Here is a 14,433-nt window from a genome sequence, read left to right on the forward strand (position 1 = left end):
TTAGTAAGCCTGTTGGTGAATGGCTTCAGCAAGTAAATCTAAGGCATGGTCACGTGTGCCGACTTGATCCATATCGAAAATAATTGAATCAATGTCGCCACCCTTGAAGTCAAATTGTTCGAAGTAGATATATGGGTCTTCGCCGTCGACCTTTAAGAAAGCGGCTTCAATCTTTTTCCCAAAACCTTGGGCCCAATCGGCATCGGCCATTTGACTAAAATCAGCACGGGTCACGTAACCATGGTCACGAATTAAATCCATCGCTTTGTTGACATCACTATCTTGATAAACCAATTTCTTCGAATCCTCATGAATCTTAGTTTTCGTTTCTACTGGCATCATTGAAGATCTCCCTTTACTTGATATACCTTTAGTTTAGCACCAATTTTTGAAAACGTTAACTATCTTTCTCATTTCCAGTAAATTCGCTGATATTCGGCCTGACTTTTCCCTTTTCAAACTTGACTTACCAATTGCATCACTATCTCAAGGGCTGACAAAAACGGGGATAAGCCTTATAATATAAGCTACTTCGCGTTATAATCAAAGTAACTAATATTATGAAATGAGGAATGTTTCTTTGGACAGTGGCCAGATAATTGTTAATTTAGTCATTATTGTCATTACATTCTTCGTTGCGGCGTTCTTTGTGGCCTGTGAGTTTGCACTCGTTCAGACCCGACCCAGCGCCCTCGAAGAAGAACAAAAAAAGCGTGATAAACCGTCAAAACGGATTGCAACTTCACTTCACATGGTTCGTAATCTGAACGAGTACCTCTCAACAACTCAAGTCGGGGTCTCATTAGCCGGAATCATCTTAGGTTGGATTGGTGAACAAACCACTGAACACTTTGTTCTCGATTTCTTATCAATCTTCAACCTCTCCGTTTCAACGACTGTCCTCCGGGGAATCAGTATCGTAGTTGGGGTCTTCCTATTGACTTACTTGGAAGTCGTCTTGACCGAAATCGTACCGAAAAACATCGCGATCGATATGCCGTTGAAAGTCATGGCGGTCATTACGACGCCATTACGGTGGTTCCACGTAGTCTTCTACCCATTCGTGTGGTTACTCAACGTTTCATCGGCTGGCGTGGTCAAAATGTTAGGGATTCCAGTGGCGAACGAAGACAACGACGTCTATTCGCAAGCTGAAATCCTGAACTTATCACGTAACGCCGTGACTGGCGGTGAGTTGGAACGTAACGATTATCTTTACATGGAACGGGCATTTGAGTTCAACGACAAAATTGCCAAAGACATCATGATCGACCGGACGCAACTGGTCGTCATCGATATCAATGACACCGTCAAGCAAGCGATTCGCGTTTATTTACAGAAACGCTTCAGTCGCCTACCCGTCGTTGCCAACAACGATAAGGATAAGATTTTAGGTTACGTCTACAACTACGATTTGATTTGCCAAGGTGAAGTCGACGATGATATTCGCGTCAACAAGTTATTACGAAACATCATTACGATTCCAGAAACGACACCGATTCAAGCGATCCTCCAGAAAATGATCGACAAACAAACCCCAATCGTGGTGGTTGTCGATGAGTATGGTGGGACCAGTGGTATCGTGACCGATAAAGATATTTATGAAGAATTATTTGGAACGGTCAATGATGAAATCGATAATGTGTCGAACGAATACATCGAAAAGCAAGCCAATGGCACTTACCGCATTAGCGGAAAAATGACGATTTATGATTTTGAACGGTACTTCAAGACCGACTTACAAGAATTTGAGGATTCAGATGTCGTTACATTGACGGGTTACATTCTGGACAACTTCCCGAAAATTCAAGCTGGTGATACCATTCAAATCGGCAACTTCAATTTCAAAGCGCTTGATTTTGAAAATGCCTACATCAACTGGTTTGAGGTCAGTTCACCAACGACCCCAGCCACTCCTGATGACAATGATGACCAAGAACAAGCTAACTAGATAGAACCACTCAGCCACGTTGCTGGGTGGTTTTTTTGTGACATCAATGACTATCTAGACGGGTTGCAGGTCTGGCCTACTCACGTAAATTTCAGGGCGCTATTGGTGGACCCACGACTTTCTCATTTAATAAACTTTAAATTTCCCTTAAGCCGCCATTTATCCGCCTAAACTTAGGCGATTCGGAACCCGCGTCGTTTGCAATTAACTAGTGCCCAGCGTAAACTAAGACTAATGTAAAAACAGAAATGAGGAACGACTGTGAGTGAATCAACGATTAATATTATTTATATTTCCATCGAAGGAAACACCCGCTCATTTGTCACCGGTATGCAAGACTACGCCAAGACCCAGCATGCCGCTGATGATAGCAATCCATTAGTTAATTTAAAGGAAATTACCGAACAATCTGAGTTCGAGATTGAGACTGAACCCTACTTTGCCTTCGTCCCAACTTACCTCGACGGTGGTAACGGCATTGACAACGGGGTCAAAGAATTAATGACCAACGTTCTCGGTGAATATTTGAACTATGACCAAAATTCACGCTACTGCTTAGGCGTTGTTGGCTCTGGTAACCGGAACTTCAACGAACAGTATTGCCTGACTGCTCGGCGCTACGCTGAACAACTTGATACCGATTTCATCGCCGACTATGAACTTCGTGGTACTTCGGTCGATACCGAACGCATCTACAATGTCATCAAGGAACGCTTAGCAGCTTACCGCGATAACCAACCACTCTAACGATTTCAAAAAGGTCCTAGCAACCGCACGTCTAATGCGATTGCTAGGACCTTTTTTGTTTGTGCGACGACTTATATGGCATTGATGTTGATTTACCAATGACATGAAGCTCAAATTACCTAATGCTCGATAGCCAATTGCGCCAGAATAGGTCTCGTTCACTCGCCATTCCCACGGGTTCCCGACTGGACGATCATCGGCGAACGAATAATAAGACACATTATCGGCACTTTTAAATCAGAATCCGTGACGCATTAACTAGCACAATCGGCCTATGCCTTACTCGTTGGGCTTATCCTTATCAAAAATCGTTGGCCCGATGATCAGTGATTCAGCTAATAGTGTTTCGTTGTATAATTTGAACACGTATTTTTGATACTTAACTTCGCGCTGCGAAATCATGTCCAAATAGTCGCGTTCCCGTGCTAAGGCGTTCATAAATGCGCGCATTTCCAGTTCTTTTTCCGCCCCCGTAAATTCAGGATGGCGGACGACATCGAACCAGGCACGCGTAAAATCACGCGTTCGCGTCCGCTGCTTTTGCGTCATCAAATCAAAAATAACGGACTGTTTCACGTTCGCCGGCAAGTACATTTTTTGGACCGTATCAATGGCCTGATGCACCATTTCAACACGAATTTTATCAATCTCACTGGTTGCTTCATCATCCGTGATGGCGGGTTTTAAGAGCCACCGAAAGATAATCGTTGGGACCACCATGCTCAGAATAATCAAGGTGCTAGCCGCCATCAGCACTAGACTAAAGTCCGTTCGCCCAACTGCCGTATCCGCTAAGGTGTAAGCCAACGCCAAGGTCACCGCCCCGTGTACACCACCTAGGGAAAAAATCCAAGCTGGGCGATTTTTGAAATTTAACCGTAACCGGCCGTAAACATACCGAACCAAGACCGTGCTGACATACAGGACAACCCCAATCATCAAAAAGTTCAGGGAGCCATGTCCAAAGTGGTCGTTCACCAAAATTTGAATAAACATAAAGCCTAGCACCACGAATACCATGCTGTTGAATATTTCGGTAATCATGCTGACTAAGTCGAAGGCAAAATGTACTTGCTGCGAATTGAGTAGTCGACTCCGCTGGGCTTCCGCATTGTGTACCAACCCCGCAACGACCACGGCAATAATTCCAGACACGTGCAGGGCTTCGGCAGCATAATACAAAATAAAAGGCGTAATAATATAAATTAACAATGACGCATTCAAGGCATTATACGAGGACCGAAGCCACACCTGGCGTGACAGCACCAGGATCCAGGCACTAACAAACCCGAACAGCACGCCACCGCCCGCTGAAATCATAAAATCCATCATCGTTTGGCCGTAATTGATATAACCGTTGGCATACCATAAGACAGCCATGTTCAATAAAATAATGCCGGAAGCATCGTTGAATAGCGACTCCATTTTCAAGAAGGTGCCCTCAGTGGTCGGCATTTCTAGACCATTCGTCACGGATTCCATTGCCGTCGCATCCGTCGGTGTACTGATTGCCGCGAGAATAAAAGCTAATGGCAAACTAACGACGCCCAGTGCGGCTAAACTAAAGCCCGCAACAATCATCGCCAGAATAACTAAAACCACCGTTGTTTGAATAATGTGTTTGAATTCCTGCCCGACGACATTCAAGCGCGTTGCTTGACCTTCGAAAAATAGTAACGGTGCAACAATTAGGCCGATGAAAATCTCAGAATTGAATTTTTCAATGTGGTTCCCTAAGATGGGCACACAAAACAGGACCATTCCCACTAACAGGCTAAGATAGTTGACCGAGATTTGTGGTATTACCCGGGAAATAAAGATACTCACAACAGCTGCGATGACTAAAATAAAGGTCGAAATCATTAAGTTCACGTACTCACCCCATTTTCAATAATTAACTTAGATGCCCTTGCATAGCCTTATCTGTCTGGTCATCGAAGTAAAAAAGCTTCCAGAGTGACTGGCTCTGAAAGCTGATTTGCATTTTAATCGCACAGCCTAACCGTTTAATAAATGTTCACGGCGTGCGCGCCATAACACTAATGCCAAGCTTCCGAGCATCAAAACCGTCACCGTGATAAATAGCAACGAGTATGAGAATTGGGCCACCATCATCCCACCGAACAGTGGTCCCACGGCCCGGCCCAGCGATAATGCCATGTTATAGCGGCCCTGATACTTGCCGCGTTGATCATCCGCCGCCATGTCGTCGACCCATGCTGGTGCGATTGGCAATCCAATCACTTCACCAATCGTCAAGACGACCATGATAATAATAAAATCAACATATTGGCGCGCAAAAACGAGTCCTAAGAACGACAACGCAAATAAGGTAATTCCAAAGCCAATCTGGGTGCCAATTTTGAACCGCTCGTTAAATAGCGACACGATTGGTTGACTGACGATAATCAGCAAGCCATTGATCGTCCAGACTTCACTATAGCGCCTGAACGGAATTCCTAAGTTGGTCATGTGTACGGACAAAATACTCTCCCACAGCGCATAACTGAGATAAATCGTAAAAATCATCAGGCAGATCATCCAGATCAATTGACGATGATTACTGGGAGTCGTATCCGCAGCCTTAGTTGTTGCCGTCGCTGTCCGGTGCGCCGGTGTCACGTTGAAGGTACTGATCGTTATCGCCATCAATCCCAGATAACAAATCGTCGTCACGATGAAGACCACGCTAATGCCTAAGTCTAGCAAGTAGCCGACGAGTAACGTCCCAATAACGACGCCGACGTTGAGGGCGAGGTACAACATATTGAAGACGTACCGATTAGACCTCGTCGTCACCGTGGCCGCATACGCATTCACGACCGTCATACTGATACCATCACCAAAGCCGACGATAATTAACCCGATCGCGTATGGCCATAAACTATGCCAGAATATCAGCGTTGCCAGCATGACGGTTGAAATCCCGCCACCCAGTAAAGCTGTAAAGTATGGCCGCCAATGGTCAAACAAGTGTCCACCTAAGTAGTTGCCGGCAATCATCGCCATCGACATCAAAAATAGCACAATGCCTGAAAAAGTCAGGCTCTGTTTCAAATAATTATGCATATAGATGGTTGTGAGTGGCCACATGAAGGCCGCCCCCGCGTTGTTCAGCAAGTTAGCCAAAAAGAGCCACCGCAACCGAACTTCTTTTTGCATCCGCTCACCTCAGTTCTAAATAATTTAGTTAACTCATTGTCAAAACTATCCCTAGCTAGTATACGCTACTCGGCCGGGTTTACCACCCATCAGCCTCAGCAGTCCCTCCATTCAGTTTTCCGATATAAGTCAGGACACCGCTGGATTGTTCAGCAGGCCGAACCAAGACACATTTTGCGATAATAACTCGGATTTATCAAAAAAATTAAAATTGAAATGTCCGGTTTTTGAACCTGATTGTCGACTCATACCCCTAATGATTGCTATAATATAATAAACACTGCCAACAAGTGTAACTTACAAACAATTGAGGTGACAACATGGCGAATAATAGCTTTGGGTTAGCGTTAGGATTCTTCGTAATTCTGCTGCTTTGGATTTATCAACGCGTCCGCATGCCAAAAATGCGCTCACTGGCGGGCTATATGTCACGACGCGCCATCCAAAACGAGAAGACGTGGCGGTTTGCACAGCGCTTTTATTCAATGGTTGGTATCGAAATTTTCTCCATTTTATTAATTGGCGCTCTGGCTGGCGGCTTATTCCAGATTGCCCTATTACAAAGCTTCAAGTTTCAGGCCATTGCCTTGGCAGTTGGCCTAATTGTTCAAAACATGGCCACCGAACACGAACTGAAATTACAGTTTCCTAAACAGTCGCAATCGTAATTCCAGTGCTTTATAATTGACCATTTCGATTAATTGCTTAATATTGATACTGGTAGTTTATCCTAAATAACAATTGACAAGCATGTTTCAGTTTAAAATACTCTAAGTAAAGAAGTGAAATTGATGAGTAAAGAAAAAATTGCCTTATTCACCATCTTTGGTGGAACTGGTGACCTTGCCCAACGGAAATTATATCCGTCGTTATTTAAGCTATATCAAAAAGGTTATCTCCAGGACCACTTTGCCGTGATTGGCACGGCGCGTCGTCCATGGACTGATGAACATTATCACGAAGTCATTAGTGACTCACTGGCTGATTTAGACGCTGACCAAAAAGACGTCGACCAATTTGCCAGCCATTTCTACTATCAATCACATGACGTGACTGATGCGCAACACTACATGACCCTGAAAAAGTTATCAGAAAAGTTGGACGCCCAGTATGGTTTACAGGGCAACCGGATTTTCTACTTAGCGATGGCCCCCAATTTCTTCGGGACGATCGCGCAACACTTGCGTTCTGAAAATATCTTAACGGACAATGGGTTCAACCGGGTGATCATTGAAAAGCCATTCGGTCATGACTACGCCAGTGCTAAAGAATTGAATGATCACTTAACGGCGACCTTCAATGAAGACCAGATTTACCGGATCGACCACTACCTTGGTAAGGAAATGATTCAAAATATCACGGCTATTCGGTTTGGTAACAATATTTGGGAATCACTATGGAACAACCGCTACATCGACAACGTGCAAATCACCTTGAGTGAAAAGCTCGGTGTCGAAGAACGGGCCGTCTACTATGACAATAGCGGGGCCTTGCGCGACATGGTCCAAAACCACATCTTACAAATTCTCAGTCTATTAACGATGGATCAACCCGTCGAATTCACTGAAAAAGACATTGATGTTGAAAAAGTCAAGGCACTGCGGAGTTTACGGCCATTGAAGCCTGAAGAAGTGGCAACTAACTTTGTTCGTGGGCAATATGGTGCTGGCGATGACGGCGTTAAGGCTTATCGTGATGAAGATAAAATTTCACCAGATTCCAACACCGACAGTTTCGTTGCCGGTAAGATCATGATCGACAACTATCGCTGGTCAGGTGTGCCATTCTACGTCCGGACTGGTAAGCGTTTGGCTGACAAGTTCACGCGGATCGACGTGGTCTTCAAGCGGCCAGTCGTTAACATTTTCAACCACGAAGATGTGCTTGAAAATGATGATGCGTCAACCCGTCTTGATCCAAATATTCTCACCATCAACGTTGAACCAACGGAAGGGTTTGAATTACGGATGAACGCCAAGGCAGTCGGCCAAGGTTTTGCAACGACACCGGTCAAGCTGAACTATTCCCACGACGCTGAAGCGACCGCGGGCAGTCCAGAAGCTTACGAACGGCTCCTACACGATGCACTGAATGGTGACGCTACGAACTTCACCCATTGGCAAGAAGTTGCTGATTCGTGGAAATTCGTCGATGTCATTCAGAAGTATTGGGACGAACATCAACCGGACTTCCCTAACTACCGGCCTGGGACAATGGGCCCAGACGCCGCCGATGAACTCTTGCACAAAGACGGTCATCGTTGGGTTTACCGGAACTAAAGTATTAATTTAAATTACTGAACAAATAAAGGTTGGCATGACTCGCTGTGAGTGATGCCAACCTTTTTTGTACGAAATGTGCGACTGCGGGCCTCGATTTGCTTGTTAGGTAGCCCCCACCGTTTTGCTTGATTAACAGCGATTAAGGCCCAACATAGGCATCAGTTGACTTGCGGCTCATTAGTCGGTGCAGACCCGCTCGTTTGCATGATTGCCAAACCAACTACTCATCGCCCCTGCCCAGACAATGACTAAGCTAAACTAGGATTACGCTCCCGTCGCACTCAGCCGTTCACAGACTTGCATCAGTCGCTGAACACCGACCTTTAAATCTGACAGTGTCAGCCCCGCAAAGCCCAACAAATAATAGTCGGCTGAGGGCATGGCCGTCCAATTGGAATTGAGTGGATAGATGCGCACTTGCTGTTGTTCCAAAGCTGTGAGTAAAGTCGCCTGGTCGATACCTGGAATCTGAACGACCAAATGAACCCCTGCCCCCGTCATGATGGGCCGAATCTGTTTGCTTCGTTTGAGCTGATCACACAAGCAGCGATATTTTTGCCGATTCGTACTACGATTACGACTCAGATGCCGATAGTAGGCGCCATCATCAAAGTAATTGACCATCGCCTGCTGCAACAGGCCCGCCACCATTTCTGCCTGATACTGATAGTGTTGGTGATAGACCGAGACCAGCCGTGGTGGTAAGACCAGGTATCCCATCCGCAACGTCGGGTCAATGCCGCGCGAAAATGTGCCCAGGTATGCGACTTGGTTGGCCGCCGCTAATGACTGGAGCGCCGGCAGTGGATGCGCACGATACCGATATTCGCTGTCGTAATCGTCCTCAATAATCAGGTGGTCATCCCCTGCCCACTTCAACAATGCCAACCGCTGTTCAATCGGTAGGACGACGCCTAATGGAAATTGATGCCCGGGAGTCGTATAAACGACTTGCGGATTCACTCGCCGGACTGTCGCAAGATCCAGTCCATCGGCAGTTACCGGGATATTCACCGCCGTATGACCATAGCTGGCAGCTAAGTCCGATAATCCCCGGTAACCCGGATTTTCGATACCGAGTGTGGCGCGCGGTAAAATACTCAGTAAAATGCCGAGACCCGCTTTGGCGCCATTGGTAATCACAATTTGCTCCGGGGTAGCGTGTACGCCCCGCGTCGTTTTAAGAAACCGCACCAGTGCCGCCCGCAATGCTGGCAAGCCCTGGGCATCCGGATAAATGGCGGTCGGTTGCTGTTCCGTTTGTCGGAGGGCTAAGCGCACTGCGCGTTTCCATGCATTCCAGCTTTGGGACAACAGTTGGGTCACGCCGTAACGAAAATCGTATTTAACCGGGATGGGTGTCTTAGGGGCCACAATTTGATCCGTACTTGGTTGGTCCGGTGACCAATCCGCCTGGTCACGATAATAATAGCCGCTACCAGGAACACTATAGACGATTCCTTCCGCAACCAGCTGATCATAGGCTTGCGCGACGGTCGTTTTCGAGACGCCGAGATTTTGCGCCATTTTACGAATCGACCAGAGCGGCTGATTGGCCCGCGTGTCATCATAATCAGCACGTAATTGCCGGTAAAGTTGCAGGTACATTGGCGTTCGTTCAGAGCGATTTAGTGGCATTTGACAACTGTCCTTTCATTTTTGTCAAAATTGTCTATTTTTCAGATGACAATTATCCCCTATTATAGACGGTAATCACCAAGAGAGGAAGGTCTCAATATGCAAACGAATATCCGTATCCAGCAAATTCAAGTCTCTGGCATCCGTCGCTTTGACGAAGCCATCAGTACGATTCCTGACATTCTCAAATTAACCGTTGGCGAGCCCGACTTACCGACACCCGCACACATCAAAAAGGCGGCCATTGCCGCCATTCGTGATGATTGGACCCACTACTCACCATTGATGGGTTTCGCCGCCCTGCAGCACGCGGCCAGTACTTATTTTAATCAAAAATATCAATTAAATTATGACCCAGAAGAAATCATTGCCACGGTCGGTGCAACAGAAGCGGTTGCCACGGCGTTACTAACGATTCTGAACCCCGGCGACGCAGTACTACTACCGACGCCGGCATATACGAGTTATGAACCGGTCGTGTCCATGGCCAACGCACAGTTAGTTCCCATCGATACCACCACGACCGGCTATAAATTAACACCGACCGCGCTGCAAACGGCACTGGATGAGCACGTCCTCGACCACGTCAAAGCGTTGATTTTAAATTACCCGACCAATCCAACTGGCGTCACCTACACCCGAGACGAACTGCAAGCGCTCCAAAAGGTGATTGCCGCCGCTGGTATCTATGTCATCAGTGATGAGATTTACAGCGAACTGACTTACGAGCAAGCGCACACCGCCTTTGCCACCTTGTATCCAAGCAAAACGATCACCATCAACGGGCTCTCAAAATCACATGCGATGACCGGCTGGCGACTGGGCTTTATTTTAGCCCCGCACGACCTGATTGCCGAGATGAAGAAGACCCACCAATACCTCGTGACCTCGACCAGTTCAATTAGTCAGGCCGCTGGAATTGAAGCGTTGACCAATGGCTTGGATGATGGCCCCGAAATGCGGTCCGTTTATCAGGAGCGGCGTGATTATATGGTCAAGCGACTCAGTGAGATTGGCCTCAATTATATTTATCCGACCGGCGCCTTCTACATCTTCGTGCAGTTGCCGACTGATTTTGAAGGCTCAAGTTGGGACTTTGCGACCCGGCTCGCTCACGAGGCCCATGTCGCCGTCGTTCCCGGCTCCGCATTCGGGGCCAGTGGTGAAGGTTGGTTTCGAATCAGCTACGCCGCCAGCCAATCAGTCCTACGTGAAAGTATGAATCAACTTGCATTATGGCGGGTCCAAACCGCTAGTCAGGAGTAAACAGAACATGAAATTATCAAGCGCCCACATCATCACCGCGATGGTCACGCCGTTCGATGAACAGCACCACATTGATTACCAGCAACTTGAACAACTCATCGAATATTTGCTGGCAAACGGGACTGAGGGTCTAGTCGTCGGCGGTACGACTGGCGAAGGCCCCACGTTAAGCATTGCCGAAAAACGCGACTTATATACACGGACCGCCCGTTTTGTCCACGGCCGCGTGCCAATTATTGCCAACACTGATAGCAACAATACCGCTGAAACGATTAAATTCACCCACATCGTCAGCCAAATTATCGGTATCGACGCCGCGCTAGTCGTCGTACCACCGTACAACAAGCCGAATCAGGCTGGGATGCTCGCCCACTTTACGGCGATTGCGGAACAGGGTGGCCTCCCAGTCATGATCTACAATATTCCCGGACGCGTCGGCGTAAAAATGAACGTTTCAACGATTCTGACGTTAGCGCAAAATCCGAATATTGTCGCGGTCAAACAGTGTGGCACCGACGAGGAACTGGCAGCCATCATCGAGGACGCGCCCCACGATTTTCTCGTGTACACCGGCGAGGACGCACAGACCTTGACGGCGTTGGTCTACGGCGGACAAGGCGTTGTTTCTGTCGCCAGTCACCTATTTGGGTCCGAAATGGCAGCGATGCGCACTCATTTAACGACAGGCGAAGTTGCGGAAGCGGCCCAAATCCAGCGCCGACTGATTCCAAAAATGACCGCCCTCTTTAATCAGCCCTCACCAGCACCGGTCAAGGCCGCCCTGAACGCACAACACCATCGAGTAGGCACACCGCGCTTGCCAATCCTACCGCTATCGACCAGTGAGCAACGTCAACTACTCAACTGCCTAGCTTAATGCAAAACGATTGGTTATCACGTGCATCTGGCGTATACTGAGCTTAGAATCAATATTGAAAAGTGGTGACCAAATATGTGTAGTTGGGCTTTTACAGGTGGCATGCCATTCATGTGGATGGGTGGCTCCTTTGGCATCATCGGTTTCTTGATTTTGCTAGCCGTGGGCGCCTATTTTCTCGGCACACGGTCACGCCATCATGACTAATATTAGTGGTGGTCGACTTGACCAATCAAAAATCGCGATCATTTTGAGACGTGACTCAAGATGATTGCGATTTTTTGTGTTGATGTATTAAATGCAACGGCCGGCTGATTGTACATGAAACTTGGCAGATATGACTGTTAAATTACTAGACCTGAATGTTGAATTGTTACCGCAGCTAAAAAAACGGCGTTGTCAACATTCGAGGGAAATGCTAACAACGCCGATTTTATTGACTCACGTGAAACGTTTGATGGTACGGTGTTTCTGGGCGCTGCTAGTCCATGGGTATGGCTTTGAATTAGCATCCGGCGCCACGCTTCATTTTTTATAGCACTTAAGTTGCATTTTGTAACCACAATTCAGCTGGAATCATTTAAACGCCAGTGTGTTACACCCGATTGGAGCCGCAGCCACAATTTACAGCAAAACTACATTACAGTCCATACGCCGACTTGAACAAGCTAGCCGCTAATCCCAGCGCACCAATGCCAATCACAATTTTGAGCAACTGAGCAGGCACATGTCGAACAATGTGTGGTCCAAGACTACCACCAATCAAAAAGCCGATTCCCAAAGGTATGACATAGTGCCACTTGATTGGTGTCTGCAAGCCATAAACAACGGCCGACACGATGTTCGCAAGTCCCAACGCCAGATTTTTCTGCGCATTATACACCGCAAATGGCGTATCACTAATAAACGATAAAATCGACAACATCAGGACGCCACCAGCCGCACCGAAGTAACCGGTGGACGTCCCCACTAGGAAAATCCCGAGCCAGGCCAATGCCGTGACCCATTTGGGCGTAACGACGACTTCTCCCGGCTGCTTAACGTGAATATGCCGTGGAATCAAAACTAACACGGCGGCGACTAAAATGAAAAACGGCACCACTTTGGCAAAAGTCGCGGCGGGAATCACAAATAACAAAATGGCGCCGACGATACTGCCAATCAACGTCAGTGGTAATAAAACTTTGAGCTCGCGGCCGTGCCCTCGTAATTCACGCCGCGACGCTGGTACGGCGCCAAAACTCGTAAAAACTAAGCCAACCGTATTGGTCACATTGGCCGTCACCGGTGGCAGGCCCAAAGCCAATAGCACCGGATATGAGACCAGCGACGCCAAGCCAGCGGCAGTACTAACGATTCCGGCAACGATACCAACAACAATTAAAATAATAATCAATGTGCCATACGCGAACATTTTGCAACGTTCCCTTCTCTCTTAATAGTCCTACCATAGTCACAACGATTAGCATAGTCAAATAAACATGTTATAATAGCAATTCATAATACTAGTTATCAAAATACTGTTATATAAGGGATTATCAATGAATATTAAAGAATTGCAATATTATCTCGTGCTCACTGAGCTCAAAAGTTTTTCACAAGTCGCCACCCGTTTTCACGTCAGTCAGCCGACCATCACTGCGGCGATTAAACGACTAGAACGTGAATTAGGCACTCAGTTACTGATTCGCGCCAATCCGCACTTGCCGGTACAACTCACCACGACGGGGCAGCAAGTCCAACAGCATGCCCAAAAAATACTGGCGGAGACCCAACTCATGCGTCAAGAAGTCGCCCATACCACCACCGACCAGCTGGTGATTGGAATGCCGCCGATTATCGAAATTAATTATTTTCCGCGCGTCGCCAGTCAACTCCCAACCACGCTTTTCAACCAAATTCAGCCCGTCAGTCAAGGATCACTAGCAGCCTTGAAAAGCCTCCAAAACGGACAATTAGACCTGGCCGTCTTAGCCTATCTCAATGTTTTCGATGCCCCAGCGATTCAACTGACGACATTTGATACGCAGGCATTCAGTATTATTGTCGCGACGGACGACCCTTTGGTTCAAGCGGCAACTGTGCACTTTAAAGACTTACGAGAACGGCAATTTGTCGCCTTGAAGGACAATTTTGTCCACCGCCAAGCATTTCGCCAATTATGTCGGCAGCATCATATTCGACCTAATGTAGTCTTCGAATCTAACGAAATCGGTAGTATTTTGAATATGATTCGTAACCACATGGGAATCGCTCTACTCAGTAATTGCGTCGCACTACCGGCAGGCTTGACCCGCATCGCCTTAGCTGATAGCGAGGTACCAACGTTTAATGTTGGGGTCGCTTATCGCCGCGAGATGCAATTTAGTCCGACCCAGGCCGCGCTCCGCTCTAACTTGATTGCGGCCTTTCAATCGGTGGACTGGTCGGTTTAAGTTTGAGGTGACGTTGCGAGAATCAAAAAACTCACGATCATCCGACAAAATCCATCGTCGCATGACCGTGAGTTT

13 protein-coding genes are annotated in these 14,433 nt (G+C 47.2%); 8 read left to right on the plus strand and 5 right to left on the minus strand.

Features of this window, described 5'->3' with window-relative positions:
* Nucleotides 1–342 carry a hypothetical protein gene (locus KGF65_RS02060; protein ID WP_050339634.1) on the minus strand — a complete coding sequence of 114 codons (342 nt, stop codon included), beginning with the start codon at nt 340–342 and terminating at the stop codon, nt 1–3.
* Nucleotides 343–580: 238 nt separating this feature from the next.
* Between KGF65_RS02060 and KGF65_RS02065 the strand changes: the two genes are divergently transcribed.
* A complete protein-coding gene (locus tag KGF65_RS02065) occupies nt 581–1,951 on the plus strand; it encodes a hemolysin family protein (RefSeq protein WP_216747953.1) in 1,371 nt (456 codons plus the stop codon).
* A gap of 261 nt (nt 1,952–2,212) precedes the next feature.
* On the plus strand, nt 2,213–2,698 hold the full coding sequence (gene nrdI / locus KGF65_RS02070) for a class Ib ribonucleoside-diphosphate reductase assembly flavoprotein NrdI (protein ID WP_050339638.1): 486 nt from the start codon (nt 2,213–2,215) through the stop codon (nt 2,696–2,698).
* Nucleotides 2,699–2,977: 279 nt separating this feature from the next.
* Here nrdI and KGF65_RS02075 read toward each other — a convergent pair whose 3' ends face one another.
* Together KGF65_RS02075 and KGF65_RS02080 are read right to left on the minus strand one after the other, a co-directional pair.
* Nucleotides 2,978–4,570 (minus strand): sodium:proton antiporter, encoded by a 1,593-nt coding sequence (locus tag KGF65_RS02075; RefSeq protein WP_105923851.1) that lies wholly within the window; start codon nt 4,568–4,570, stop codon nt 2,978–2,980.
* A 126-nt stretch (nt 4,571–4,696) separates the two neighbouring features.
* Entirely contained in the window at nt 4,697–5,860 is a 1,164-nt protein-coding gene (locus KGF65_RS02080) for an MFS transporter (RefSeq protein ID WP_056952440.1), read from the minus strand.
* Between the two features lie 320 nt (nt 5,861–6,180).
* Here KGF65_RS02080 and KGF65_RS02085 point away from each other — a divergent pair, with 320 nt between their 5' ends.
* Both KGF65_RS02085 and zwf read left to right on the plus strand, forming a co-directional pair.
* Complete coding sequence (locus tag KGF65_RS02085; RefSeq protein ID WP_003639409.1) at nt 6,181–6,528, plus strand: SdpI family protein; 348 nt, start codon at nt 6,181–6,183, stop codon at nt 6,526–6,528.
* Nucleotides 6,529–6,651: 123 nt separating this feature from the next.
* Complete coding sequence (gene zwf / locus KGF65_RS02090) at nt 6,652–8,139, plus strand: glucose-6-phosphate dehydrogenase (RefSeq protein ID WP_050339640.1); 1,488 nt, start codon at nt 6,652–6,654, stop codon at nt 8,137–8,139.
* Nucleotides 8,140–8,406: 267 nt separating this feature from the next.
* Here zwf and KGF65_RS02095 read toward each other — a convergent pair whose 3' ends face one another.
* Nucleotides 8,407–9,780, minus strand: a complete 1,374-nt coding sequence (locus KGF65_RS02095) for a PLP-dependent aminotransferase family protein (RefSeq protein ID WP_216747954.1) — start codon at nt 9,778–9,780, stop codon at nt 8,407–8,409.
* A gap of 99 nt (nt 9,781–9,879) precedes the next feature.
* Here KGF65_RS02095 and KGF65_RS02100 point away from each other — a divergent pair, with 99 nt between their 5' ends.
* The 3 genes from KGF65_RS02100 (at nt 9,880) to KGF65_RS17240 (ending at nt 12,130) form a co-directional block, all read left to right on the plus strand.
* Nucleotides 9,880–11,046, plus strand: a complete 1,167-nt coding sequence (locus tag KGF65_RS02100; protein ID WP_101873065.1) for an aminotransferase class I/II-fold pyridoxal phosphate-dependent enzyme — start codon at nt 9,880–9,882, stop codon at nt 11,044–11,046.
* Nucleotides 11,047–11,053: 7 nt separating this feature from the next.
* On the plus strand, nt 11,054–11,923 hold the full coding sequence (dapA, locus tag KGF65_RS02105) for a 4-hydroxy-tetrahydrodipicolinate synthase (RefSeq protein ID WP_216747955.1): 870 nt from the start codon (nt 11,054–11,056) through the stop codon (nt 11,921–11,923).
* Nucleotides 11,924–11,998: 75 nt separating this feature from the next.
* Nucleotides 11,999–12,130 carry a hypothetical protein gene (locus tag KGF65_RS17240; protein ID WP_080390157.1) on the plus strand — a complete coding sequence of 44 codons (132 nt, stop codon included), beginning with the start codon at nt 11,999–12,001 and terminating at the stop codon, nt 12,128–12,130.
* Nucleotides 12,131–12,563: 433 nt separating this feature from the next.
* Here the strand turns inward: KGF65_RS17240 and KGF65_RS02110 are convergent, their stop codons facing one another.
* Nucleotides 12,564–13,337 carry a sulfite exporter TauE/SafE family protein gene (locus tag KGF65_RS02110; RefSeq protein ID WP_216747956.1) on the minus strand — a complete coding sequence of 258 codons (774 nt, stop codon included), beginning with the start codon at nt 13,335–13,337 and terminating at the stop codon, nt 12,564–12,566.
* Nucleotides 13,338–13,464: 127 nt separating this feature from the next.
* Here KGF65_RS02110 and KGF65_RS02115 point away from each other — a divergent pair, with 127 nt between their 5' ends.
* The gene (locus tag KGF65_RS02115; RefSeq protein ID WP_101873062.1) at nt 13,465–14,358 is read left to right on the plus strand and encodes a LysR family transcriptional regulator; all 894 of its coding nucleotides are present in this window, start codon (nt 13,465–13,467) and stop codon (nt 14,356–14,358) included.
* Nucleotides 14,359–14,433 lie beyond the last annotated feature (75 nt).

The sequence above is a fragment of the Lactiplantibacillus sp. 30.2.29 genome, from assembly GCF_018991255.1.
GTDB lineage: Bacteria > Bacillota > Bacilli > Lactobacillales > Lactobacillaceae > Lactiplantibacillus > Lactiplantibacillus pentosus.